The sequence below is a fragment of the Streptomyces sp. col6 genome, assembly GCF_008042035.1.
GTDB lineage: Bacteria > Actinomycetota > Actinomycetes > Streptomycetales > Streptomycetaceae > Streptomyces.
In genome coordinates, this window is sequence record NZ_RDBL01000013.1 from 153,735 (window position 1) to 179,452 (window position 25,718).

Annotated in this window: 19 protein-coding genes; 5 read left to right on the forward strand and 14 right to left on the reverse strand. The window is 73.5% G+C overall.

All coding sequences use genetic code 11. The features are described from left to right. Nucleotides 1–44 precede the first annotated feature (44 nt). The 13 genes from EAO73_RS17335 to EAO73_RS17395 all read right to left on the reverse strand — a co-directional run bounded on the left by EAO73_RS17335 (nt 45) and on the right by EAO73_RS17395 (nt 17,693). Nucleotides 45–1,388, reverse strand: a complete 1,344-nt coding sequence (locus tag EAO73_RS17335; protein WP_147972457.1) for a vWA domain-containing protein — start codon at nt 1,386–1,388, stop codon at nt 45–47. 89 nt (nt 1,389–1,477) lie between these two features. Beyond that, nucleotides 1,478–2,704 carry a PP2C family protein-serine/threonine phosphatase gene (locus EAO73_RS17340; RefSeq protein WP_191134119.1) on the reverse strand — a complete coding sequence of 409 codons (1,227 nt, stop codon included), beginning with the start codon at nt 2,702–2,704 and terminating at the stop codon, nt 1,478–1,480. A 2-nt stretch (nt 2,705–2,706) separates the two neighbouring features. Next, nucleotides 2,707–5,463, reverse strand: a complete 2,757-nt coding sequence (locus tag EAO73_RS17345; protein WP_147972459.1) for a tetratricopeptide repeat protein — start codon at nt 5,461–5,463, stop codon at nt 2,707–2,709. A gap of 88 nt (nt 5,464–5,551) precedes the next feature. Beyond that, nucleotides 5,552–6,886: a hypothetical protein gene (locus EAO73_RS17350; RefSeq protein WP_147972460.1), complete on the reverse strand. Its 1,335-nt coding sequence runs from the start codon at nt 6,884–6,886 to the stop codon at nt 5,552–5,554. A 68-nt stretch (nt 6,887–6,954) separates the two neighbouring features. Then, complete coding sequence (locus EAO73_RS17355) at nt 6,955–7,926, reverse strand: glutamate ABC transporter substrate-binding protein (RefSeq protein ID WP_147973498.1); 972 nt, start codon at nt 7,924–7,926, stop codon at nt 6,955–6,957. An 83-nt stretch (nt 7,927–8,009) separates the two neighbouring features. After that, nucleotides 8,010–9,410, reverse strand: coding sequence for a hypothetical protein (locus tag EAO73_RS17360; RefSeq protein WP_412074613.1), 1,401 nt, complete (start codon nt 9,408–9,410; stop codon nt 8,010–8,012). 337 nt (nt 9,411–9,747) lie between these two features. Continuing rightward, on the reverse strand, nt 9,748–10,722 hold the full coding sequence (locus EAO73_RS17365) for an N-acetylglucosamine kinase (protein ID WP_147972461.1): 975 nt from the start codon (nt 10,720–10,722) through the stop codon (nt 9,748–9,750). Then, complete coding sequence (locus EAO73_RS17370; RefSeq protein ID WP_147972462.1) at nt 10,713–11,978, reverse strand: 6-phospho-beta-glucosidase; 1,266 nt, start codon at nt 11,976–11,978, stop codon at nt 10,713–10,715. The genes EAO73_RS17365 and EAO73_RS17370 overlap by 10 nt, the downstream gene beginning before the upstream one ends. Nucleotides 11,979–11,981: 3 nt before the next feature. Continuing rightward, entirely contained in the window at nt 11,982–12,884 is a 903-nt protein-coding gene (locus EAO73_RS17375; protein ID WP_147972463.1) for a carbohydrate ABC transporter permease, read from the reverse strand. Nucleotide 12,885: 1 nt separating this feature from the next. Continuing rightward, nucleotides 12,886–13,827, reverse strand: a complete 942-nt coding sequence (locus EAO73_RS17380; protein WP_147972464.1) for a carbohydrate ABC transporter permease — start codon at nt 13,825–13,827, stop codon at nt 12,886–12,888. Between the two features lie 10 nt (nt 13,828–13,837). Beyond that, on the reverse strand, nt 13,838–15,175 hold the full coding sequence (locus tag EAO73_RS17385) for an ABC transporter substrate-binding protein (protein WP_147972465.1): 1,338 nt from the start codon (nt 15,173–15,175) through the stop codon (nt 13,838–13,840). A 73-nt stretch (nt 15,176–15,248) separates the two neighbouring features. Then, a complete protein-coding gene (locus EAO73_RS17390) occupies nt 15,249–16,469 on the reverse strand; it encodes an ROK family transcriptional regulator (protein ID WP_147972466.1) in 1,221 nt (406 codons plus the stop codon). 165 nt (nt 16,470–16,634) lie between these two features. Beyond that, on the reverse strand, nt 16,635–17,693 hold the full coding sequence (locus EAO73_RS17395) for a mechanosensitive ion channel family protein (RefSeq protein ID WP_147972467.1): 1,059 nt from the start codon (nt 17,691–17,693) through the stop codon (nt 16,635–16,637). Between the two features lie 291 nt (nt 17,694–17,984). Here EAO73_RS17395 and EAO73_RS17400 point away from each other — a divergent pair, with 291 nt between their 5' ends. After that, nucleotides 17,985–18,521: an HNH endonuclease gene (locus tag EAO73_RS17400; protein WP_018518134.1), complete on the forward strand. Its 537-nt coding sequence runs from the start codon at nt 17,985–17,987 to the stop codon at nt 18,519–18,521. 111 nt (nt 18,522–18,632) lie between these two features. On the opposite strand, the gene EAO73_RS17405 is transcribed toward EAO73_RS17400, so the two are convergent. Further along, nucleotides 18,633–21,632 (reverse strand): beta-N-acetylglucosaminidase domain-containing protein, encoded by a 3,000-nt coding sequence (locus EAO73_RS17405; RefSeq protein ID WP_147972468.1) that lies wholly within the window; start codon nt 21,630–21,632, stop codon nt 18,633–18,635. Nucleotides 21,633–21,946: 314 nt separating this feature from the next. On the opposite strand from EAO73_RS17405, the gene EAO73_RS17410 reads away from it, so the two are divergent. The 4 genes from EAO73_RS17410 to EAO73_RS17425 all read left to right on the forward strand — a co-directional run bounded on the left by EAO73_RS17410 (nt 21,947) and on the right by EAO73_RS17425 (nt 25,705). Further along, entirely contained in the window at nt 21,947–22,213 is a 267-nt protein-coding gene (locus EAO73_RS17410; protein WP_147972469.1) for a hypothetical protein, read from the forward strand. Continuing rightward, nucleotides 22,214–24,337 (forward strand): 4-alpha-glucanotransferase, encoded by a 2,124-nt coding sequence (gene malQ / locus EAO73_RS17415; RefSeq protein ID WP_147972470.1) that lies wholly within the window; start codon nt 22,214–22,216, stop codon nt 24,335–24,337. A 71-nt stretch (nt 24,338–24,408) separates the two neighbouring features. After that, entirely contained in the window at nt 24,409–24,639 is a 231-nt protein-coding gene (locus EAO73_RS17420) for a hypothetical protein (protein ID WP_147972471.1), read from the forward strand. A gap of 127 nt (nt 24,640–24,766) precedes the next feature. After that, the gene (locus tag EAO73_RS17425; RefSeq protein ID WP_147972472.1) at nt 24,767–25,705 is read left to right on the forward strand and encodes a LysR substrate-binding domain-containing protein; all 939 of its coding nucleotides are present in this window, start codon (nt 24,767–24,769) and stop codon (nt 25,703–25,705) included. Nucleotides 25,706–25,718 lie beyond the last annotated feature (13 nt).

Consider the following 25,718-nt stretch of genomic DNA (forward strand, 5'->3'; position numbering starts at 1 on the left):
GGCGGACCTGAACCGGCGGGTGGCTGATCGTGGTGACTGTCCGATTATTTCTTGACGCGAACCGTCTTCGTCGAGCGCGTTTCGAGAGTCATCTCGTCCGCTTCCGCGACCTTCGCCTTCAGTCGCACAGTACCCGTCGCCGCGTCGACGACGTCTACCACCTTCGAAAGCAGTTTCGCAGTGTCCTCGTTCCCGGACGCCGACGCCAACTGCACCGCGCGGCCCAGTTTGGCCGTGGCGCCGTCGAAGTCTCCCGACTTGCGGGCATCGAGCCCCTGCTGGATGACTTGTGCCAGTTCGGCCTGACCCGTGTAGTGCGCGACCTGCGGATTGATCGAGGTCGACGCCACCATGTCGTCGGTCCACACCGCCCGGACCAGCCCCTGCGAGAGGGTCTGCGGCGCCCCGCCCGCAGGGTCGGGAAGGATCAGCGAGACCCGGGCCGCGAGCATCTCCTGCCCGATGCCGGCCTCCGGCACCCGGACGCACACGTGGTAGTCGCGGGACTCGTCGCCCCAGGAACCGGTGGGGTAGTCCCCGGCCCTGGGACCCGCCTCGGTGCGGCGGGCGGTCAGATCGGCGACCGTCGGCGCGACCTGCTTCACGAACATGATCTCCACGCCGACCGGGGTCCACAGCCGCAGCGCGACGTCCGCGACCTCCTTGCCCATGGCGTTCTCCATCATGTGCGTGAAGTCCGCCGCGAGACCGGCCGGGTCGGCGACGATGTCGGCCGTGCCGAGCAGCGCCGAGGCGATGGCTGTGACCTCTTTCACCTCCCAGTCGGTGCCGACCCCGCGGGCGTCACAGGTGAACCGCCCCGCACAGGCGTCCAGCGCGGCGCGCAGGTCCTCCGGGGACTCGTGCTCGTTGCGCCCGTCGGTGAGCAGGATGCCGTGCCGGATGTCCACGTCGGCGGCGCCGAGCAGCCGGTCCGCCAGCCGCAGCCAGGTCCCGATCGCCGTACCGCCGCCCGCGCTCAGCCGGCGCAGGGCCTGCTTGGCCTCGGCCCGGGTCCGCGCGTCGGCGACGGCGAGCCGGCCGTTGCCCGGGTAGACCTCCTTGGCCACGTGCGTCCCGCCGACCACGGCGAACGAGGTGCCGTCGCGCAGGGTGTCCACGGCCGCCGCCGTCGCGTCACGGGCGTTGCGCATCTTGGTCGGCGGATAGTCCATCGAACCCGAGCAGTCCACCATGATCACCACGGCGGCACCGGTCGCCTGCCCCGGCACCGGCGACCCCGCCAGCGGAACGCCGCCGGTGGTGCCGCCCCCGGTCGAGGTGACCGTGATGATGCCGTTGACCTCACGGCCGCCCTCGGGCAGGAACTCGTTCTGGTACACCTCGACGGAGAACTGCGGCACGTTCGACTTGGAGAAGTTGGCCATCTGATCGGCTCCTTGAGGCTCCACGCGTCGGACGGAGCCAGCGGTACGGACAAAGGCAGCGAAGTCGGGGAGGGATCAACCGCCCCGTATCAGGCGGAGCCTGCCCCTTGCGGTGACACGGCGAACGGCAGCAGGGCCACTGTTACGTTGTCGTGGCCGCCGCCGTCGAGGGCGTGGCCGACCAGCACCTGGGCGCCGTGCAGCGGCCGTTGGTGGGCGTCCTCGGGCACGGCGGCCGCCATCTCGGCGGCGGACTCCGCGTAGTTCCACAGGCCGTCCGTGCAGACCACCACCAGGCCGGGGCGGTCCGGCTTGAACGAGGCGGTGTGCGGCTCCAGTTCGTAGGCGTCCGCGCCGAGCCAGCCCGTGATGGCGTGGGCGCGCTCGTCCGCGTACGCCTCCGCCTCGTTCATCAGGCCCGTCGCGACCATCTGCGCGGCCCACGAGTCGTCCTCGGTGAGCCGGGCGGGCGCGGTGGCGCGGTCCTCGGGCACCCAGTACACGCGGCTGTCGCCGACCCAGCCCACGACCAGCAGGCCGCTCGCCATGACCGCGCCGACCAGGGTGCATGCCGGGGCGTTCTGATGGCGCTCCGGGCTCTGACCGGGCTGCTGGGCCAGCAGGTTGACCGACTCCGACGCCGCGACGATCGCCTCGTGCATCGCCTGCTGCGGATGCGTGCCGCGCGGCAGGGACTCCAGCAGGGCCGCGTTGGCCGCGCTCGCCGCCGCCGCCGACGCCTCGTCGGGCCGGCTGGCCGAGGAGACCCCGTCGCAGACGATCGCGACGACGGCCGCCGAGCCGTCCGGCAGGGCGGTCGTCGACACCGCGAACGCGTCCTCGTTGCGGTGGTGGCGCAGCCCCCGGTCGCTGACCGCGGCGACCGCGCCCAGCTCCTTCTCCATGTGGTCGCGCTCGCGCGGCTGCGCGTGGCCGCAGTTCTCGCAGTAACCGTCGCCGTCGACCCGCCCGGCCCTGCAGGCCACGCAGACCTTGCCCCCGGCCGCCGGGGCCGGGGCGGGCGCCTGGGCCGGCGCCGGCCCTGGGGACGTACGGGGATCGGGCGCGGCACCCGGAGCGGCGAGCTCGAAGTCCCCGGCGGCGTCCGGCCCGTCGTAGCGGACCCCGGCAGGGGCGCCCGCGTCCGGCGCACCCGCGCCGGGCGTGGCGATGGCGACCGTCGGGCGGTCGTGGGGCGGCTCGGGCACGGCCGACAGGTCGTACCCGCAGGCACCGCAGAACAGGTCGCCCTGCTCCAGCGGCTCCTCGCAGCCGGGGCACCTCGGCAAGGCCGTCTCCTGGTGGTTCTGCGACATGTTCACACCCACGTTCGGGGGCGGAAGCGGTTGGCCCGCTCCACCAGTTCGATCCTCTCGGCGCCGGGCTCAGCGAGCCGGGCGAGCATCCGGTACGCACGCTCCAGGCCGAACCGCAGTCCGCGCTCGTCCAGCTCGCTGCCGAGCAGCGTCCCCGGGCCGTGCGGCCCGGCGTGCGCGGCCGGCTGCGGCCCCGAAGGGCTACCGGAGAGTACCCAGTCGAGCGCCGTGCCCAGCACCTCGGCCGACAGGCGCTCCCGCCGGACCGCGTCGAGCCCGAGCCCCGAGAGCCCCGACACCTGGGCCGACGCGGCCATCAGGTCCGCCAGCAGCGGCTCGTCGGGGGCGCGTTCACGCAGCCGGGCGCGAACGGCGGCGATCCGGGCCGCCGTGAAGTGGATCGACGCCTCCGGCACCGACTCCAGCGTCCGGACGGCCGCGCTCCGGTCGCCGGCCGCGATCTGCACCCGGGCCAGGCCGAACGCCGCGCTCACGAAGCTCGGATCGGTCAGCCACACCAGCCGGTAGTACTCGGCGGCGTTGTCCAGCTGCCCCAGGACCTCCGCGCAGATGCCGAGGGCCAGCTTGGGCGCGGGCTCCCCGGGGAACGCGTCGTACACCGCGTCGAACGACAGCGCCGCGTTCTCGTTGTCGCCGGTCACCAGGGAGGTGAGGCCCCGGTACCAGACGACGCGCCAGTCGTCCGCGTGCTGCCCCTCCAGCGCGGCCAGCGTCTTCGCGGCGGCGGCGAGGTCCCGCATCTCCAGGTAGGCGCGCAGCTCGCGCAGCCGGGTCTCCAGCGAGGCGGCCGGCACCGCCTGCAATGCGGAGATCAGCTCGGCCGGCGCCGACGCCATCACCCCGGCCAGGAAACCGGCGTTGGGGTCGCTCGCGTCGACCCGGGGCACGGGCAGCGCGAGCGAGGTCACCCGCACGTCGAGCCCGGCCAGCCGGGGCGCCCGTCCGGCCGCCGGCGCCTGCGGGGCACCGGGGGAGGGGACCGGGCTCCGGGGAGCCGGGACACTCGCGGCGGGTGCGTACGGCAGGGGCCCGGAGCCGGTGCCCGCGCCGCCGGGGCTGCGGACATGAGTGGCGGCGGAGGGCACCGGGGCCGCGCCGGTGGGCGCCATGGGCGGAGGCCCGGCGGGCAGCGCCCCCGGCACACCCCCGGGCGGGGTCACCGCGGCGGGCGCGGACGGCGTCCGGGCGTCCGGCCCGCCCCGCCGGCGGCCGAGGCGCCCGCCGGAGCCGGCGGTCCGGGCGCCCAGCCGGGACACCTCGTCCGCCTGGTCGGCGAACAGCTCCGTGTCGGTGACCCGCAGCTCCGCGCCGAACAGCGTCGACAACGCCGGACGCGGACGCCCCGTCTGGAGGGACACCACCTCGCGCAGCACGCCCGTCAGCTGCTCCGCCATCTCCGCCGCCGAGGCGAACCGGCGGGCCGGGTCGGGGTCGGTGGCCCGCACCAGGAGCCGGTAGAACGACTCGTAGGTCCGGAACACCTCGATGTTGTCCGGGTCGGGCAGCGAGTCCACGAAGACGTTCGTGTACCCCTGGAAGTCGAACGTGAGCACCGCGAGCGTGCGGGCCACCGTGTACAGGTCGGAGGCGACCGACGGGCCCAGCTCCGCGACCTCCGGCGCCTGGTAGCCGACGGTGCCGTAGATGGCCGACTCGTCGTCGTCCATCCTGCGGACCGCGCCCATGTCGATCAGCTTCAGCTGGTCCTCGGTCTGGATCGCGTTGTCGACCTTGAAGTCGCAGTAGAGCAGGTTGCGGCTGTGCAGGTGACCCAGCGCCTCCAGGGCCTCTATGCCGAAGGCGCACGCCTGCTCGACCGGCAGCGGGTCGCGCTTCCCGGCCGGGGTGCGGCGCTCGTTGGCGATCTCCTTGAGCGCCTTGCCGCCGACGTACTCCATGACGATGTACCCGTCGAGCGAACCGGTCCGCTGGTCCAGGTGCTCGACGAAGTTGTAGATGCGGACGATGTTGGAGTGCTCGATCTCGGCGAGGAACCGCCGTTCCGAGATCGCCGCCGCCATGGCGTCCTGGTCGCCCGTGTCCAGCAGGCCCTTGAGCACCACCCACCGGTCGGAGACCGCCTTGTCCACCGCGAGGTAGACCCAGCCGAGACCGCCGTGGGCCAGACAGCCCGCGACCTCGTACTGCCCGTGGACGACGTCGCCCGCCTGGAGCTTGGGCACGAAGGAGTACGGATGGCCGCACTTCGTGCAGAACCCCTCGGTGCGGCCGGGACGTTCGCCCCGGGACCGGCCCACCGGCGCCCCGCAGTCCGACCGCGAGCAGAACCGCTTGCGCTCGGGCACCTCCGGGTTCTCCATCACGGCCGTACGCGGATCGGGCCGCGGCACGTCCGGCACCTGCACCAGGCCCGCGCCCAGCCGGTTGCGCCCCGAGGCGTTGGTCGACTTGGCGGAGGAGCGCACCGAGACGGAATGCGAGGTCGTCGTGCCCGACAGCGAGCGCGAGAGCCGCCCCGACACCGAACGCCGGGAGGTCGACGAACGCGACGAGGACCGCGAGGACGCCCGCGACGAGGCCTGTGAACTGCTGCGCGCCGAGGCGCTGTTGCTGCCCCGGCTGCCCCGGCCGCCGCCCGCGATGCCGGTGGGCGGCGAGCTGACCATGCCGTTGGGCGACACCACGGGTGCCAGACCGCAGGTGTCGCAGTACAGCTCACCGCCGCCCATGTCCTCGTAACTGCCCTCGCACGCGGGGCGCTGGCACTGCGTACTCATGTTCGTTCCCCCTCTTCGCCCCGCCGCCTCGGCGGCCTCGACGTTCCGTCATTCCTGCTCATGCCCGCTGTACGCCCCCCGGGCCCTTTCACGAATACCCCCGCCGGTCCTGCGGGCCGGGTGCGCCCCGGCCGCCCAGCAGTTCCAGCGCCGCGTCCTGGTAGCGCTGCACGGCGCCCGCCGCCACCCGCAGATCGCACGGGGCGCTCCACAGCATCCGGCGCGCCGCGTCGTACCGCTCGATCAGCACCGGGTCCTCCGCCAGCCCGTTGCGGGCCACCTTCGCCCGGTACGCGTCGAGCCGGCCGCGCAGCTCCGCCCGGACGGCCAGCGGCGCGGTGACCGCCGTCAACTGCTCGCGGGCCCGCAGCAACTCCTCCTCGGCCTCCCGCTCCAGGGTCTCCAGGAGCGGCGAGAGGCGGTGCCAGCGGGCGTGCCTGCGGTACTCGGACGCGGCGGCCAGACGCTCCTGGAGCGCGGTCGGTGGGCCGTTGACCACGGGCACCTCGGACGCGGCGATCTTGGCCAGGACCTCGCCGCGCGCCACCCGGGCCTCGGCCAGTGTGCGGTCGGCCCGGGAGAGCACGTCGCGCAGGTGCACGAGCCGCTGCTCGGCGTCCTGCCGCACGGCGAGCACCGCTTCGACCTCGCGCCGCACCTCGTCCAGCGCGCGGGCCGCCCGGTCGTAGCGGGTCGTGTCCGGGCGCCCGCCGCCGGGCGCCGCGCTCCCCGGCCCCGGCAGCCAGAACGCCAGCGGGTCCGCGATCACCTGCGCCCGCAGCGTGGCCAGCTCCTCGGTGATCGCCTCCAGGTCGTCGCCCGCGGGATGCTCACCGGGCCGTACGCCCACCGAGTGCGCCAGCGAGTGCGTGCGGCGCAGTTCGGCGGCGAGGAGGTCTATCCGCGCGGGCATCGCGGACCACACGGAGTCCGACGCCACGACCATGTCCAGGGCGCTCGCGTACAGCCCGTTCATCCGGGAGACCAGCTCCTCCAGCGTGAACCGCTCGGAGAGCCGGGCCGGTCCGGAGACCGACGGGTCGTGCCCGGCGGCGCCGTGCGCCACGGTGACACCCTGGCCGCGCAGCAGCTCGGTCAGGGCCACCAGGTCCTCGCGGTTGGGGTGGCGGCGTCTGGCCCGCACCGCGCGCGCCTCGGTCAGCACACCCGCGTACGCGTCGAAGTAGCTCCACAGCAGCGTGACCGACCGCTCCGTGACGGCCCACCGCTCCCGGGTGACACCGGACAGCTCGGCGCCCTCCAGGAGCCGGCGGCCCGCGTGGTCCTGGAGGGCGAGGAGCGAGGTCTCGATCGCCTCGTGCTCCGCGCCGAGCCGGGCCAGCGCGCGGTCGGCCTCGTCCCGGTCCATGACCGGACCGGGGGGCCGGGCCGCGTAGCTGGGGAAGGGGCCAGCGACGCCCATCGATCACCTCTCCGCTCTCCCCGCCGGGCCGGGGCCCCGCAGGATCAGTGCCGCCCGCGGGCGGGGGCCTAGTCCCGGTACTTCGGCGCCGGCGGCGCCTTGATCCCCGGCAGGCCGTCCTCCAGCCATTCGCGGTACGACTTCATCCAGAGGCTGTCCGCGCCGCCCGCCCGGTAGTCGACCAGCACCTTGTTGACCCGGGACACCAGGTCGTCCGCGCCCTTCTTCGTGGCCACGCCGTAGTACTCGGTGGTGAAGGGGGCGCCCTTGAGCTCCACGGCCGGGTCCTGCGCGGCCTGGCCGGCGGCCAGCGCGTTGTCCGTGACGACCGCGTCGACCTCGCCCAGCTGGAGCCGCACCAGGCAGTCCAGCTGGTTGGGGACCGTGAGCTGGTCCTCGTCGGCCGCCGTGCCGTCGTGCTCGTCCTTGAAGACCGAGCCGAACGACTCCTTCTCCAGCGCCTCGTACGCCGTGGAGCCCTCGGCGGTGCAGACGCGCTTGCCGCCCAGCGTGGAGTTGAACCCGGTGATCGAGTGGTCCTCCTTCGCGGCGAGGACCTGCTGACCGGCCTGGAAGTAGGCCGTCGAGAACGAGACCTGCTTCAGCCGGGCGCAGTTGATCGTCATCGTCCGCACGACGACGTCGACCTTGTCGTTCTCCAGCGCGGCGATGCGCTGGTTGGTCGGGATCGCCCGGAAGATCACCTTGTCGCCGTCGCCCAGGATGTCCTTCGCGATGGCCCGCACCAGGTCGATGTCGAAGCCTTCGAGGTCCCCGGACTCCGGGTTGCGGAAGCCCCACTGGAAGCTGTTCTGGTCGACGCCCGCGATGAGCTTGCCGCGCTCCTTGATCTTCCTGACCGCGTCCCCGTCCACCGCGTCCGGCCGCAGGCTCGCCTCGGGGTCCGTGCAGGAGTCGGCCCGCGCCTGGACGGCGTGTGCCGCGCCCGGCCCCGTCACCTGGGGGCCGAAGACGTCGTCGCCCTCGTGGGACAGCGGCAGCAGGGTCAGCGACGCCGTCACCGCGCAGGCCGCGGCCATGGCGCTCACCCCGCCCCAGCCGCGCAGCCGGCGCCGTCGGCCGCGCCCCGTCCTCGGGTCCTTCGATGTCATCGCTCCCCCTGTCACCGGAACTCCGAGAGCCTGCGGTTGACCCCGACAATCGCCGCGACCGCGCCGAGCAGCGCCAGCACCGCCGCGCCGACGGGCAGGCCGCCCAGGGCGCCGCGGCCGTCCCGCGCGGCCCGGGTGAAGTCGCTCTGCTCGTGCGCCAGGGCCTCGCGCAGCGCGTCGTCCACCTTCTTGAACGACTCGCCCGTCGAATTCTCCTGGCCGATGATCTGCTCCAGAGCCGATTCGTAGTCACCGGCGTCGTCGGTCTTCCGGGCGGTCCGGTGGCGGTCCTGCCACTCGGTGACCGCCTTGGACGCGGAGGCGACCGGCTTGCCGCCCTCGGCGTCCCCGGTGTCGTCGGCGAGCTTCGCCGCCGCGGCCAGCTCCTCGCCCAGCGCCTTCATGCCCGCGGTGTAGTCGGTCTCGTACTTGTCGTTCTTGCCGTCCGCGGTCAGCACCGCACCCCGGGCGACCACCGTGAGGTTCTCGTCGGCGCGCGCCTTCAGCGAATCGATGCGCGCCCGGTTGAGCACGTCCATGGACCGCTGCCCGTGCGAATCGGCCTCGGCCAGGTCGGACCGGGCCACCATGTGTCCCACCGCCAGCCAGAGCAGCAGCACCACCGCGGCGGCCGTCGCGGCCACCAGACCGTGGTTCAGCACCCGGTTCGTACGGCGGTAGTTGCGCCGCTGCGCCCAGAACAGCACCCCCAGCGCGATGACGCCGACACCCAGCGAGAACCACGGCCAGGCGCGCGCCGCGCGGTGGTCCCGGTCGAGCCGGCCGGTCTCCGCCGCGTACAGCCGCTCGGCGGCCGGCAGCAGCTCGCCGGACATCTGCTGGTTCGCGTACCGCAGGTAGGCGCCGCCCAGCGGGAGCCCCTGCCGGTTGGCGGCGCGGGCGCGCTCGATCAGGCCGGTGTAGCGCGGGAGGCCCTCGTTGAGCGTGGTGATCTCGCGGCCGGACGTCGTGGCCGCGTCCGTGTTCGCCGCGGCCTTCACCAGCAGGCGGGACGCCTCCTCGATGTCCTTCACGTACTGGTCGTGCACCGTGCGCGGCTCCTGCGGGCCGGCCAGGAAGCCGCTCGCCGCCGCCGCGTCCGCGTCGGCCAGCGAGCGGTAGATGCCCGCCGCGTCCGCGCTGAGCGGCTGGCTGCGCTCCACCACGTCGTCGGCCGAGGCCGCCCGGCCGCTGATCTCGAAGGCCGTCACCGCCCCGAACGCGAGGACGAGCAGCGCCAGGACGGCGCCGATGATCCGGAGGCGCCCTGGTTCGGTGGTCGCCGCGGCACGCAGCCGCCCGATCGCGGCGGCGCGGGCACTCGGCTGCGGCGGCACGGGCACGGCCACCGGTGCGGGCGGCTGCTCCGGTGCGCGGTGCGGCGCCTGGCGCACACTCGGCGGGTGTGTCACTTGACCTCCCCCTCGGTCACTGACGGCGGCCCGCCCCCCGGCCGATCGGGGGACTGGTGCCCGGCCAGAAGTATGGCCTCAGGGACCGGCACACACATCCGGAACGACCGGATCGGGCACCGGACCACGCAGCGGCAGGTCATGACCGGCCGCGGTCAACGGCATTCGATCAAGACAAGCGCCGTTGATCAAGGCGAACGGCACGATCCCCCGCCGCACCGTCCTCCCCACCATCAACACGTCCGGGGCGGCCGATCGGTTCCCGCACGCGAAAGGCGCCCCGCAACCCGCAGGCTACGGGACGCCCCTGACGGTCCGGAACCCGGCCGTCCCGTGCTCAGGCGTACTGCGCCCGCAGCCTCGCGTGCACCTGTGGCGCCGCGCCCGTGTGGTCCAGGCCCAGCAGCCCGGCGCCGAGCACCGGCGACTGCTGCACCACGCGCACCACGGCCTTCGGGGCCCGGTCCGCGAGCAGTGCGGCGATCCGGTCGTCCAACTGCGGGTGCCGCGCCGCCAGGACGCTGCCGCCGAGCAGCACCGGCGCCTCCTCGCCGAGCAGCCCGAGGCGGGTCAGCGCGACGGCCGCCAGCGCCACGACCTCCTCGGCCAGCCGGTCCACCAGGGCCCGCGCCACCGGGTCACCGGCCGCGCTCGTCGCGAACAGCACCGGGGACAGCTCGTGCCGGCGCTCCGGCGCGATGCGGCCCAGGTGCAGCGCCTCGATCAGCGCGTACATCGAACCGAGCCCGAAGTGCGCGGGGAGCGTCCGGGCCAGCTCGGTCGGCTCGCCCCGGCCGTCCTCGGCGCGTGCGGCGAACCACATCGCCTCCTCGGACAGGCCCGAACCGCCGCCCCAGTCACCGGAGATCCGGCCTATCGCGGGGAAGCGCGCGGTGCGCCCGTCCGGGACCATGCCGACGCAGTTGATCCCCGCGCCGCACACCACGGCCACGCCGCGCGGCTCGTCGACCCCGGCCCGCAGGATCGCGAAGGTGTCGTTGCGGACCTCGACCGTGCGGCCCCAGCCGCGCGCGGCCAGCGCCTCGGTCAGCTGCTCCTCCTCGACGGGCAGGTCCGCGTTGGCGAGGCAGGCGGACACATGGGAGACCTGCCCGGCGTCGGTGCCGGCCTGGGACAGCGCCTTCTCCACGGCCGCGCCGAGCACGTCGACGGCCGTCTCCACACCGACCACCGGCGGCTGGAACCCGCCGCCCCTGGCCGTGGACAGCACCGTGCCGTCCGCACCGATGAGCGCCACATCGGTCTTGCTGTTCCCCGCGTCGATCGCGAGGACCGAACCGTTCACGCCCACGCCAGGTGCTCCCGGTTGTGCGCGATCAGCTTGTCGGTCAGCGCCTCGGCGTACTCGAACTGCCCGATCAGCGGGTGCGCGAGCAGCGCCTTGAACACCCGGTCCCGGCCGCCGTGCAGCGCGGCCCGGAGGGCGAGGTCCTCGTACGCCGTGACGTTCGCGATGAGCCCCGCGTACAGCGGGTCCAGGGCCGGCACGGCGAGCGGCGTGGCGCCGGAACCGTCGACCTTCGCCTGGACCTCGATCACCGCGTCGTCCGGGAGGAACGGCAGCGTGCCGTTGTTGTACGTGTTGACCACCTGGTGCGCCGAACCGCCGCCGCCGAGCAGCGCCGCCGCCAGGTCCACGGCCGCCTCGGAGTAGAAGGCGCCGCCGCGCTTGGCGAGCAGCGCGGGCTTCTCGTCCAGCGCCGGGTCGCCGTACATGGCGAGGAGTTCCTTCTCCATCGCGGCGACCTCGGCCGCCCGGGAGGGCTTGGTGCCCAGCTCGCGGACGACCTCGTCGTGCGCGTAGAAGTACCGCAGGTAGTACGAGGGCACGACGCCGAGGCGGTCCACGATCGCGCGCGGCATGTGCAGGTCGTCCGCGATGGCGTCGCCGTGCTCGGCGATCAGCCGGGGCAGCACGTCCTCGCCCTGCGGGCCGCCGAGGCGCATCCCCGTCTCCCAGGTGAGGTGGTTCAGCCCGACGTGGTCGAGGTGCACCTCGCCGGGGGCCACGTCCAGCAGCCGGGCGAACTTGCGCTGGAAGCCGATCGCCACGTTGCACAGGCCGACCGCCTTGTGTCCGGCCTGGAGGAGGGCGCGGGTGACGATGCCGACCGGGTTGGTGAAGTCGATGATCCAGGCGTCCGGGTTGGTGCGCCGGACGCGTTCGGCGATGTCCAGGACGACCGGGACGGTGCGCAGGGCCTTGGCGAGGCCGCCGGCCCCGGTGGTCTCCTGGCCGACGCAGCCGCACTCCAGCGGCCAGGTCTCGTCCTGGTTGCGGGCGGCCTGGCCGCCGACGCGCAGCTGGAGCAGGACGGCGTCCGCCCCGGCGACGCCCGCGTCGACGTCCGAGGTGGTGACGATGCGGCCCGGGTGGCCCTGCTTGGCGAAGATCCGCCGGGCGAGGCCGCCCACAAGGTCGAGCCGGTCGGCGGCCGGGTCGACGAGGACCAGCTCCTCGACCGGCAGCGTGTCACGCAGCCGGGCGAATCCGTCGATCAGTTCGGGGGTGTAGGTGGACCCGCCACCCACTACAGCGAGCTTCATGGTTCAGCCCTTTACTCCGGTCAGTGTGACGCCCTCGACAAAGGCCTTCTGTGCGAAGAAGAAGACGACGATCACAGGGGCCATGACCAGAACGGTCGCGGCCATGGTCAGGTTCCAGTCGGTGTGGTGTGCGCCCTTGAAGGACTCCAGTCCGTAACTCAGCGTCCAGGCGCCCGGGTTCTCCGAGGCGTAGATCTGGGGGCCGAAGTAGTCGTTCCAGGCACAGAAGAACTGGAAGAGGGCGACGGCGGCGATGCCCGGTTTGGCCATCGGCACCACCACGCGCAGCAGGGTGCGCAGTTCGCCGCAGCCGTCGACCTTCGCCGCGTCGAGGTACTCGTCGGGGATGGTCAGCAGGAACTGCCGCAGCAGGAAGATGGAGAACGCGTCGCCGAAGGCCATCGGGATGATCAGCGGCCACAGCGTGCCGGACAGGTCCAGCTGCTTGGCCCAGAACAGGTACATCGGGATGACCACGACCTGCGGCGGCAGCATCATCATCGAGATGACGAGCATCAGCGACAGATGCCGGCCGCGGAAGCGGAACTTGGCGAGCGCGTACGCCACGGGCAGCGAGGACACCACCGTCAGGACGGTGCCCAGACCCGCGTACAGCAGGGTGTTCTTCCACCAGGTCAGGAAGCCCGGGGTGTCGAACACCTTCTTGTAGTTGGCCCACTCGAAGGGGTGCGGCCACAGGTCCCGGGTGAGGGCCTGCTGGTCGCTCATCAGCGAGGTGAGCACGAGGAAGACGAACGGCAGCACGAAGAAGAGCGCGGCGGCCACGCCGAGCGAGTGGACGGCGATCCAGTGCAGCAGCGCCTTGCGGCGCGCCACGCGCTGGGCCGGGGTGACGGGGTCACTCACCGGTCCGGCGGCCTTCGGGTGGTCGAGAACCTGCGCCATGTCACTCACCTGCCTGGATCAGTCCGCTGCGGCGCCGCATCAGCAGTGCGGTGAACGCCATGGCGAGGACGAAGAGAACGAGCGCGACCACACAGGCGGAGCCGTAGTCGAAGCGCTGGAAACCGAGGTTGTAGACCAGCTGCGGAAGCGTCAGTGTCGACTTGTCGGGATAGCCGGGTTCGAACTGCTGGCCCGAGCCGCCCATGACACCGGACGCGACCTTCCCGGCCACCAGGGGCTGGGTGTAGTACTGCATCGTCTGGATGATGCCGGTGACCACGGCGAACATGATGATCGGCGAGATGTTCGGCAGCGTGACGTACCGGAACCGGTGGTACGCGGTCGCCCCGTCCAGCTCCGCAGCCTCGTACTGCTCCTTCGGTACGTCGAGCAGCGCGGCCATGAAGATCACCATCAGGTCGCCCACCCCCCACACCGCGAGCGCGGTCAGCGCGGGCTTGGACCAGGTGGCGTCGGTGAACCAGCCGGGCGTCCCCATCCCCAGGTCCCCGAGGATCGAATTGACCGGCCCGGTACCGGGGTTGAGCAGAAAGACGAAGCCCAGCGTGGCGGCGACCGGCGGAGCCAGGTACGGCAGGTAGAACAGCGTCCGGAAGACACCCGTACCCGTCTTGATCTTGGTGATCAGCAGCCCGACACCGAGCCCGAACACCACCCGGCAGGCCACCATCACCACGACCAGCCAGAGCGTGTTGCGCAGCGCCGGCCAGAACAGCGGGTAGTCGTTGAAGACGAACGACCAGTTCTTGAAGCCGCTGAACTGAGGGGCGGCGAACCCGTCGTAGCTGGTGAAGGAGAAGTAGACCGTGGAGATCAGCGGGTAGGCGAAGAAGACGCAGAACCCGATCAGCCACGGCGACATGAAGGCCGCCGTCCGAAGCGCCGACCTGCGGCGCTTCGAACGGAGTGTGTACGTGCTCATCGCGCCGGTCCTACTTCGCCTGGGCGATCGCCGCGTCGATCTCCTTGGCGGTCTTCTCCAGACCCGCCTTGATGTCCGTCTGCTTGCCCTTCTCGACGTCGAAGCCGAGGTTCTGCAGGGACACCAGGTACGCGCCGCCGTTCACCGAGGGCGGGGTGGTGGTGGACTTCGGGTTGGCCGCGATGTCCAGGAAGGTCTTGAAGCGCGGGTCGTACTTCAGCTTCGGCGACTTCAGCGCCGCCAGGGTGGACGGCACGTTGTGGATGGCGTTGGCGAAGTTCACGACCGCGTCGGTGTCGGTCGTCATGAACTTGACCAGCTCCCAGGCCGCGTTCTGCTTGCCGGAGGTGGCGGCGATGCCCGCGATGGTGCCGGTCAGATAGCCCTTGCCGTACGTGTCGGCCTCGTCGTCCGCGACGGGCATCGGGGCCACCCCGATCTCGAACTTCGGTTTGGTGTCCTCGGCCATGCCGAGCCGCCACTCGCCGTCCAGCTGCATCGCCACCTGGCCGGTGTGGAACGGGTGCTTGGCGCCCCACTCGTCACCGAAGCCGGTACGGAACTTCTCCAGCTTCGCGTAGCCGCCGAGCGAGTCGACCAGCTTCTTCTGCTGGGTGAGCATCGCGGCGAACGCCGGGTCCTTCGCGATGTTCGACTTGCCGTCGGCGTCGAAGTACGTGGGGTTCCAGCCGCCCAGGTAGTGCTCGGTCGTCGACTCGTAGCCGTGGTAGTTCGGCATGAAGCCCAGCTGCTCGTACGAGTCGCCCTTGGTCTTCGTCAGCTTCTTCGCGTCGGCGGCGAACTCGGACCACGTCTTCGGCGGGTTCGCGATCCCGGCCTTCTCGAACGCGTCCTTGTTGTAGTACAGCCCGTACGCGTCGCCCAGCAGCGGCACCGTGCAGCGCACCCCGTCGAACTGGGTGTACTCGTTCATCGCCTTCGGGAAGGTGGCCTCGGGGTCGATGCCGTCCTTCTTCAGGAACGGGTTGAGGTCGACGAACGCCTTCGAGGAGCAGAACTTGCCCACGTTGTTCGTGGTGAACGACGAGACCACGTCCGGCGCCTTGGAACCGCCGGCCCGCAGCGCCTGGTTGATCTTGTCGTCGGTCATGTTGCCGACGACCTTCACATGGATGTTGGGGTGCGCCTTCTCGAAGGCGTCGACCGTGTCCTGGATGCCCTTCACCTCGCCCGGCGCGCTCCAGCCGTGCCAGAAGGTGATGGTCGTCTCCTTGGACGCGTCATCGTTGGCCCCGGAACTGCTCTGCCCGGTACAGGCGGAGGCGAACAGGGCTATCGCGGCGGTCGCGGCGAGTGCGGCGGCCGGCTTCCGGCGGTTTCCGGACATGGTGGTGTCTCCCGGTGAAGGGGTGGGCAGGGAAGGGCGGAACGTCTACGGGGAAGCGGAAGGGGCAGGGGTGTCAGCGCGAGGTGTCGAACACTTCGTCGCGGGTGGTGGCGAGCGCGCTCTCCAGCGCGCCGCGCAGTACGGGCCGGTGGGTGACGTCCCCGGCGAGCAGCCGGGGCCTGGACGCGGCGAGCTCGGCCAGCTCGGCCGCGACCCGGGCGCGCAGCGGCTCCCCGCCGCGCGAGAACAGCTCGCCGGAGAGCACGACGATCTCGGGGTCCAGGACCGCGACCAGGGAGGCGAGGCCGGTCGCGAGGCCGGTGGCGAACCGGTCGAGCAGCCGGCCGTACGGACCGTCCGCCTCCCCGTCCTCCACCGCTTCCACGGCCCGGCCGACCAGGGCGGCGCCGATCTCCTGATGGGTGCCGGAGCCGGGCGCGTCCTCGATGCCGAGTTCCCGGGCCAGCCGCGCGAGCACCTGGGCGCCCGCCAGCTCCTGGAAGCCGCCCGCGTTGGCCTTGGCGACCTGGCGGACCAGCGGCGCGCCCGGCACCGGCAGGAAGCCGACCTCGCCGGCGCCCCCGGTGAAGCCGCGGTGCAGCCGGCCGTTGATCACGAGGGCGGCGCCGAGGCCCTCCTCGTTCCACAACAGGACGAAGTCGTCGTGGCCCCGGGCCGCCCCGCTCCGCTGCTCGGCGACGGCGACGAGGTTGACGTCGTTCTCGTACTCCACGGGCATCGGCAGCAGGGCCGCCAGCTCGTCCAGCAGTGCGGGGGAGTGCCAGCCGGGCAGGTGCGAGGCGTAGCGCAGCCGGCCCGTGTTCGGGTCGAAGGCGCCCGGCGTGCCGATGACCACGCGGTGCAGGTCGGCCCGGGTCAGTCCGGCGTCGGCGACCGCCCCGTCCAGTGCCTCGGTCACCTGCCGCACCACGCTGTCGGCGCGCCGTCCGGGGGTCCGCAGCTCGAACTCCCCGACCGTCCCGCCGGTCACATCGGCGACGGCGGCGACGATCCGGTGGGCGTTCACGTCGAGCCCGGCGACATGGGCGGCGGAGGCGTTGACGGCGTAGAGCTGGGCGTTTGGGCCGGGGCGCCCGGCCGCGGTCCCGGTGGCCACGACGAGTCCGGCGGCTTCGAGGCGGGCCAGGAGCTGGGAGGCGGTGGGCTTGGAGAGCCCGGTGAGCTTCCCGATCCGGGTCCGCGAGAGGGGGCCGTGCTCCAGGAGCAGATCCAGCGCGGCCCGGTCGTTCATGGCGCGCAGAACGCTGGGTGTGCCCGGCGTGTTTCCGGCCATGAGCTCGGCACCTGCCCCTCTGTTAGGAAAGTTTCCTATTCGGTGAGAGGAAGGTAGGTCCCGCGCCGCCGGGGCGTCAATGACCTGACCGCCGGTGGCAACCAAAGCGTTACCTGGCCGGAAACGACAACGGCCGGGGACCGCGCGGGTCCCCGGCCGGGTGGCCTACTTCGTGGTGCTCGGCGGCGGGATCGGGGTCGTCGCGAGGGACTGCGGGGAGGTCGCCGAGGCGTACGCGGACGGGGCGGCCACGCCGGCCGTGGGGTCGGCGCCCTCCGGAGCCTCCTCCGGGGTACCGGTCACCATGCTGATGCCCGCCGCGTCCAGGGCCACCTTGATGCGCCAGCGCAGCTCGCGCTCCACACCGACCGCCTGGCCCGGCATCGTCTTGGCGCTGACCCGGACCGTCATGGACTCCAGCAGCACCGTGTCCAGCCCCAGGATCTCCACCGGGCCCCACAGGCGCTCGGTCCAGGGGTCCTCCTTGGCCATCTCCTGGGCGGCCTCGGTGATCACCGCGCGGATCTTCTCCAGGTCCTCGGTGGGGCGGACCTGGACATCGACGCCGGCCGTGGACCAGCCCTGGCTGAGGTTGCCGATCCGCTTCACCTCGCCGTTGCGGACGTACCAGATCGCGCCGTTCTCGCCGCGCAGCTTCGTCACGCGCAGGCCGACCTCGATGACCTCGCCGGAGGCGACGCCCGCGTCGATCTGGTCGCCCACGCCGTACTGGTCCTCCAGGATCATGAAGACCCCGGACAGGAAGTCGGTGACCAGGTTGCGGGCGCCGAAGCCCAGCGCCACACCGGCGACCCCGGCGGAGGCGAGCAGCGGGGCCAGGTTGATCTGGAACGCGCCCAGGATCATCAGCGCCGCGGTGCCCAGGATCAGGAACGAGGCCACCGAACGCAGCACCGAGCCGATCGCCTCCGAGCGCTGGCGGCGGCGCTCCGCGTTGACCAGGAGGCCGCCGAGCGCGGTGCCCTCCACCGCCTGGGCGCTGCGGTTCATCCGTTCTATGAGCTTGGTCAGGGCGCGGCGGACCGCGATGCGCAGGAAGAGCGCGATCGCGGCGATGAGGACGATCCGCAGGCTGGTGTTCAGCCAGGTGGACCAGTTCTCCTCCACCCAGCCCGCGGCGTTGCCGGCCTGCTTCGCGGCCTCGTCCAGCGAGCCCCCCGGCTCGGGTGACGGAGCTGCGGCCAACAGGGCGGACAGGGACACGGCGAAACCTCCAGGGGCGGGCGCTGAGCGGAAGAGCGCTGAACAACCACACTAACGGGGCATCACCCGTGCTCCGTTGCCGTGACCGGGGGGAGAGACGCGGCTCACCCGGAGATACGGAACGGATAAGGGCCGAAGGCGCCCCGGCACGCCCCCGGACCGCTCCGGCGGGGAAATTCGTTCCCGCCCGTTACCCGCACGTGGTGGCGCTTCGACCAGGCGTGAGGGGAGACTGAGAGCGGAGATCGTCCCGGCGCGAGCCACGCGCCGCCGGCGTACAAGGAGGCATCCGTGCCGCATGTCCTGGTTCTCAACGCGTCGTACGAGCCGCTCGGCGTCGTACCGCTCCGCCGCGCGCTCGTCCTCGTCCTCGAGAACAAGGCCATCTGTCTTGAGGAATCCGGCGCCCTCATGCACAGTGCCACCCGGGTCGTCCCGGCCCCGAGCGTCGTCCGTCTCAAGCGCTTCGTCCGCGTCCCCTACCGGGGTCCGGTGCCGCTGACCCGGCGGGCGCTGTTCGCCAGGGACGGCGGGCGCTGCATGTACTGCGGGGCCGCCGCGACCAGCGTCGACCACGTCATTCCGCGCAGCCGCGGCGGACAGCACGCCTGGGACAACGTGGTGGCGGCCTGCCGCCGCTGCAACCACGTCAAGGCCGACCGCCATCTGCCGGAGCTGGGCTGGCGGCTGCACCAGCAGCCCGCCCCGCCGACCGGGCTGGCCTGGCGGATCATCGGCACGGGCCACCGCGACCCGCGCTGGCTGCCTTATCTGCAACCGTTCGGCGCGGACGACGCGATGGCCCGGATCGACGGCATCTCAGCCTGAGACCGGGCCTGTGTGCTTTCCGGGGCCGGTATGCCGCGCCGGGAGGCGAACCGGTGTGCCCGGCGGCGGTCCCCGCGGTCCGGGGCCCCGGCCTGCCGCGCCCCGGCCCCGTCAGTCGCCCTTCGCCACCGCGTACGCCCGGACCGACCACAGCGAGATGCCGTACTTCGTGGCCCGCTCGTCGCCCGTGACGCGGATGAACCGGGTGTCCTTCGCGTCCATCCGCACCGACTCGCGGCCGCCCGCGCCCTCGCGGACGGTCGCGGCGGTGCGCCAGGTGCGGCCGTCGGCGGAGACCTGGACGCGGTAGCGGGAGGCGTACGCGTCCTGCCAGCTCAGGTCGACCTTGCCGAGGCGGACCGGGGCGGGCAGTTCCGCCTGCCACCACGCCCCGTCCTCGGCCGGTGAGGACCAGCGGGTCTCCGGGTCGCCGTCGGACGCGGCGGACGCCGGGAAGCCCGCGGTCTCGTCGCCCGACGAGGAGGCGGTGGCCCCGCGCAGCAGGTCGGGCCCGGCGGCGCGCGGGTAGGCCCGGACAGTCAGCGTGGTCTTCTCGTCGCCGAAGGAGAACGGCACCTCGTACTCCCCGGCCGGGGTGTCCTTCGGGACGGTGATCTCCACCGGGACCTCGGTCCGTGTCCCGCGCGGCACGGTCGTACGCTTCGGCACCCGGACCTCGATGCCCTCGGGCGCCTTCGCGGTCAGCCTGCCGCGCACCTCGGCCGGCCGGCGTCCGGAGAGCCGGGCCCGGACCTCCTGGGCCCTGCCGCCGATCACCGCGTCCGTCTCGCCGCGTGCCAGGTCCAGCCGTGCGGCGGGCTCGTCGCCGAACCACGGCACCAGCGAGCGCACGTCCGGGGCGGTCCCGGAGCCGACCGACGCGCCGGCCAGCGGCGGGATGATCAGGGGCGGCGATCCGGCCACCACCGGGGTCGCGGCCGGCCAGCTGATCCGGACGGCGTCGGCCCGCACCCCCTCGCCCGCCGCCTGCGTCCAGCCGCTCGCCGACAGCGGGCCGAGCGTCCGCCAGCCCTCGCCCGGCACGTGCGCCTGGACGGTCGCGCCCGCCGCCGCCTCGGCTCCCGGCACGGTCGTCGCGGTGACGGCCTCCAGCGGACGGGCCCGGTCGAGCCGGACCGTGTAGCTGCCCGGTGCCTCGGTCACCTCGCCGCCGGACCGGTCCGTTCCGGTCCAGGAGCGGGCCTCCTTACGGACCCGGTCGAGGAACGGACCGAGGACGCCCTCGCCGACCTTCGCCCCGCCCGCCGCGATGTCCGCGCGGACCGGTTCCAGCGCCAGCGACGTCCGCCAGGCGGCGGCCCCGTCGCCCCGGGCCTGGGCGCGCAGCAGGTCGACGGCCAGCTCGCCCGCGTAGCCGTAGCGCGAAAGCTGCACGGTCCACGGGCGTACCTCGTCGCCGAGCCGGCCGCCGGCCGCGCCCGCGAGCCGCCCCGGGGCCCCGCGCATCTCAGCGAACGCGGCCCGCAGCCGGTCCGCCGCGGCGTCGAGCGCCTTGCCGTCGTCGCCCGCGTACTCCGCCCAGAACGCGGCGATCAGCGGCCGCAGATACGCGGACTCGGTGGAGCCGAGGACGGAGCCCGCGCTGTTGCCCGCCAGGGCCCGCAGCGCGTCGCCGCTGCCGTCGGCGGGGCCCGCGAGGTCGTCGACGGCGGCCCGCCAGGACTCCTCGGAGTCGTAGCCCCTGGGATTCCACGCGAAGTCGGCGGCCGTGAACAGCGGGATGCGGGAGGCGGCGGGCTGCTCCATCGCGTTGGCCAGCAGCGCCGCCGAGCCGACCGCCACCGCCGGGTCCCGGCCGGTGTACGGGCCGAGGAAGATCCGGTCCTGGGCGTAGTCGTTGACCGGGTAATTGTCCATGGTGACCAGCGGGTGGCCGAACGCGGCGCGTGCCGCGGCCAGTTCGGCGCCGGTGATGGTCCTCGGCACGACCCCGACCCCGGTCCAGGCGACCTCCACCCCGTCGGCCAGCTCCGCGGCGAGCGCCGTGCGGTACTCCGTGGCGCCGTCCTGGTAGAACTCCGTCGGCATCACCGACAGCGGCGCGGCGTCCGGGTGGCGTTCCGCCAGGTGCCGGGCCACTCCGTTCACGACACGGGCCTGGGCGCGGGCCGCCGCCCCGGGGCCGCTGCCGAAGGTGTCCGCGTCGGCCGCGCAGTGCCACTCGCTGTAGCTGACGTCCTGGAACTGCACCTGGAAGACCCGTACCCCCAGGTCCCACATCGCGTCGATCTTCCGGTTGAGCGCCTTCCGGTCGCGCTCCGAGGACAGGCACATGGACTGCCCCGGCGCCACCGCCCAGCCGAGCGTCACATGCGAGGCCGCGGCGCGCTCGGCCAGCGCCCGGAAACCGGCGCGCCGCGCCGCCGGATACGGGTCGCGCCAGCGGGCCTGCCGGTACGGGTCGTCGCCCGCCGCGTAGAGATAGCGGTTCTGCTTGGTGCGCCCCAGGAAGTCGATCTGCGCGAGCCGGTCCTCCTGGCTCCACGGCTGCCCGTAGAAGCCCTCGGTCAGCCCGCGCACCGCGGTCGAGGGCCAGTCCCGGACCGTGACCCCGGCGACCTTTCCGCCCCGGACCAACTGGCCCAGCGTCTGCACCGCATGGAACAGGCCGTCCTCACCGACGCCCTCCAGGGCCACGGTGTCCCGCTTCCCGGCCCGGCCCGCCGAGAGCCGGTAGCCGCCCGCAGGCAGGTCCGCCCGGTCCGCCGCGCCCAGGGCACGCAGCGCGTCCCCAGCCCCTTCGCCGCCCACCCGGATCACCGGCCCGGCGCCCGGCAGCGTCTCGTGGACCGTACGCACCCCGGCCTCCCGCAGGACCCTGCGCAGCGCGTCCACGGCGTACGGATCGGCCCGAGCGTCCGCGAGCAGGGTGACCTCGCCGGTCAGCGCCACGGCCGGTCCGGCCGCCTTCAGGCTCTGCGGGCGCGGCCACACGGCGGGGGGAGCGGGGTCGGCGGCGCGCTCCCGGTCCGCSGCGGACCGCGACGCCGGGTCCGGGGGAGCGGCGGGTGCGGGCGGGGCGGCGGCGAGCAGCCCGCCGAGCGCGGCCACGGCGACGGCTGTCGCCCGCGTCCTGCCACTGAGCCGCATCCCGGTCTCTCCCCTCGCTCCCACCAGTGGGTTCCGAGCCCACCACCCCGCGCGCGAGAGTGTCAATGCGCGGGCCGATCGGTGCGGAAATGCCCGGTTGTGACCGGTGTGATGAACGGGATGCGTGCGACGGGGTGATACGCGAAAGACAGCGCCGAATGGCCGAAAAAGGCGAACGTCTTGCGGACAACCGGCCCTCCGGGAACGGATTGTGACCCGGAGCACGTTGAACTCGTTGTTGTAACGCCTACGTCTGCGGCGGCGCCCGCTGGGTAGGCCGTCTCTGTCCTGTTCTCCACGGCCAGGAGGCCACCATGCCCGCCACCGCGCAGCTTCCGCTCTCCGCCCTCTCCAAACAGGCATCCGGTCCCGCCCCGCTGATCAGCGCGTCCCCCGCCACCCTGCCCGGCRCGCTCACGAGCGAGCCGCCGCTCGCCGACGCCATACCCCTGACCAGCGAGCCCCCGCTCGCCGAGGCCACCCCCCTGACCAGCGAGCCGCCGCTCGCCGTCCTCGCCCCGCTGACCAGCGAACCGGCCGCGTCCGGCAGCGCGTGGGGCCCGGAGTCCCCAGGAGTCTGAATGGGCTTGTCCCGGCTCGCCGCACTGCACGGCGTCGCCACCTCCTTCTCCCCGTCCGCCGGCGTCACTCAGTCCGTCCCCGAGACCACGGTCGTCGCCGTGCTCGGTGCGCTCGGCATCGACGCCACCACGCCCGAAGCGGTACGGGACGCGCTCGCCGCCGCCGAATCGGCGGCCCGCGCCCGGCTGCTCCCGGCCACGCTGGTGGCGTGGTCCGGCGAGCCGCTGCCGCCGGCGCTGAGCGCCCTGCCGCCCGGCACGGAGCTGGCCGTCCGGCTGGAGGAGGCCGACGAGACGGACGAGCCGGTCCTGCTGCGGGTGCCCGCCGGGGAGCCGGATCCGGCCGGACCGGGAAGCGCCTGGTGGTCCGGGCCCCCGCTCGGGGTCCACCGGCTCACCGCCCACGCGCCGGGCCGCGAGCCGCAGGACTGCACGCTCGTCGTCGCCCCGGACCGCGTCCCGCAGCCGCCCGGCCGCACCCACGGCTTCCTCGTCCAGCTGTACTCCCTGCTCTCCGCCCGCTCCTGGGGCATGGGCGACCTCGGTGACCTCGCCGACCTCGCCTCCTGGTCCGGCCGCCGGCTGGGCACCGGCTTCGTCCAGATCAACCCGCTGCACGCGGCGGTGCCCGGCGACCCGACCGACCCCTCGCCCTACCGCCCGTCCTCCCGCCGCTTCCCGGACCCGGTGCACCTGCGGATCGAGTCCGTCCCGGAGTACGGCCACGTCCCCGACCCGGTGGCCCTGGACGCGTTGCGCCGCAAGGGTGCCGAACTGCGCGAAGCCGTCCTGGACAAGGGCGCTCTCATCGACCGGGACGCCGTCCGGGCCCTCAAGCGGCAGGCCCTCGACCTGCTCGTAGCCGTCCCCCTCACCCCCGGCCGGCACGCCGCCTACTGCGACTTCCTCGCCGCCCAGGGCCGGGCCCTGGAGGACCACGCCCTGTGGTGCGCCCTCGCCGAGGTGCACGGTCCCGACTGGCACGGCTGGCCCCAGGACCTGCGCGACCCCCGATCCGACGCCACCGCCCGCGCCCGCACCGAACTGCTGGACCGGGTCGACTTCCACTGCCGGCTCGCCTGGCTGACCGACACCCAGCTCGCCGAGGCCCAGCGCGCCGCCCAGGACGCCGGGATGGCCGTCGGCATCGTCCACGACCTCGCGGTCGGCGTGCACCCCGGCGGCGCCGACACCTGGGCCCAGCAGGACGCCTTCGCCCGGGGCATGTCCGTCGGCGCGCCCCCGGACGCCTTCAACGCGCGCGGCCAGGACTGGGGCCTGCCGCCCTGGCGCCCCGACGCGCTCGCCGCCCTCGGCTACGCCCCGTACCGCGGCCTCCTGCGCGGCCTCCTCGCCCACGCCGGCGCCCTGCGCATCGACCACGTCATGGGCCTGTTCCGGCTCTGGTGGGTGCCCGAGGGCCGCCCGCCCACCGAGGGCACCTACGTCACGCACGACGCGGAGGCGATGCTCGCCGTGCTGGTCCTGGAGGCGCACCGGGCCGGCACCGTCGTCATGGGGGAGGACCTGGGCACCGTCGAGCCCGGCGTCCGCGAAGCACTGGCCCGTCGCGGCGTCCTCGGCACCTCGGTGCTCTGGTTCGAGCGCGACTGGGCGGGCGACGGGCGCCCCCTCGCCCCCGAGCGGTGGCGCGAGGACTGCCTGGCCACCGCCACCACCCACGACCTGCCCTCCACCGCTGCCCGGCTGACCGGCGACCATGTGACGCTGCGCCACCGCCTCGGCCTGCTCACCCGCCCGCTCGACGAGGAGCTGAGGGAGGACGGCGCGGACACCGCCGAGTGGCTGGCCCTGCTGACCCGGCTGGGCATGCTCCCGGAGGGCGCCGAGGACGAGGAGGCGGCCGTCCGGGCCGTCCACCGCTTCCTGCTGCGCACCCCCGCCCGGATGGCCGGGGTGTGGCTGCCCGACACCATCGGCGACCGCCGCCCGCAGAACCTGCCGGGCACCTGGGACCAGTATCCCAACTGGCGGCTGCCCATCGCCGACGCGGAGGGCGTTCCGGTGACGCTGGAGCAGCTGGCCGCCTCGCCCCGGCTGCACCGCCTGATGGACGTCCTGCGCAACCCCGGGGAGCGCCCGGAGGTGCGGGAAGCGCCTTAGGGCCTGTCCGGCGGACCCCGTACGGCACCCCCGGGCGCGCGGCCCGCGTGGGCGTTCGCTACGTTTGCACCGTGGACAAGAAGAACGCTATGCGCGCCGGCGCCGTCGCCGCCGGAACGACGCTGATGATGCTGCTCATGTCGTCCCCTGCGCTCGCGCTCACCCGCGACGACGGCGACGACCCGGGTCCCGGCCTGAGCGTGCTCGACACGCTCGGCCTGTTCGTCCTGGCGCCCCTCGTCCTGTTCGCGGTCATCGCGGGCCTGGTCATGGTGCTCGACAAGTCCAAGAAGCAGGCCTGACCCACCTGGCCGGCGGCCGGGGCCCCGCCCCGGTCCCGCTCCGCGCAGCACGGGTGCGCCGCACGGTAGTCACTACCGCGCGGCGCACACGCATGTCCGGGGCGGGGCACGGCGGTAGGTTGCGGCCATGACCGAGTGGGACGTCAAGAAGCTCCGCATCCTGCGCACCCTGCGCGACCGGGGCACGGTCACCGCGACCGCCGAGGCCCTGCTGATGACCCCGTCGGCCGTCTCCCAGCAGCTCTCCAACCTGGCGAAACAGCTCGGCGTGCCCCTCCTGGAGGCCCAGGGCCGGCGCGTCCGCCTGACCGACGCCGCCCATCTCGTCCTGCGCCACGCCGAGGCCGTCTTCGCCCAACTGGAGCGCGCCGACGCCGAACTGACCGGCTATCTGCGCGGCGAGGCCGGCGAGGTGCGCGTCGCCGCCTTCGCCACCGCCGTACCCGCCCTCGTCGTCCCGGCGGTGCAGCGGCTGCGCGCCGACGGCCGCCCCGGCCCCGGCGTCCGGGTCCGGGAGGCGGAGGCCGCCCTCGCGTTCGAACTGCTGGCCGCCGCCGAGGTGGACCTCGCCCTGTCGCTGGCCGCCCATGCCCCGACGGCCCGCGACCCCCGGTTCGCCGTACTGCCGCTGCTGGCCGACCCGCTCGACGTGGCGCTGCCGGCCGGTCACCGGCTCGCGGACGCGCCGGGGCTGCGGCTGGCCGATCTGTCCGCCGAGCCGTGGATCTTCGGCGGTTCGGAGCCCTGGTCGGAGATCACCGTCTCCGCGTGCCGGGCCGCGGGCTTCGTCCCCGAGCAGGCGCACAGCGCGTCCGGCTGGACCGCGATCCTCGCCATGGTCGCCGCCGATCTGGGCATCGCCCTGGTGCCGCGCATGGCCTCGGCGGAGCGGCAAGGCCGGGACGGCGTGGTGATGCGGGTCCTGGACGCGGACCGGCCCCGGCGCCATGTCGTCGCCGCCGTCCGGCGCGGAAGCGAGGACGCCCCGGCGCTGGCCCGGGTCCTCACGGCGCTGCGCGAGGCGGCGGAGCCGTACGGGGAGAACGCGACCGTTCAGTTCAGCTGAACAATTCGTGCGG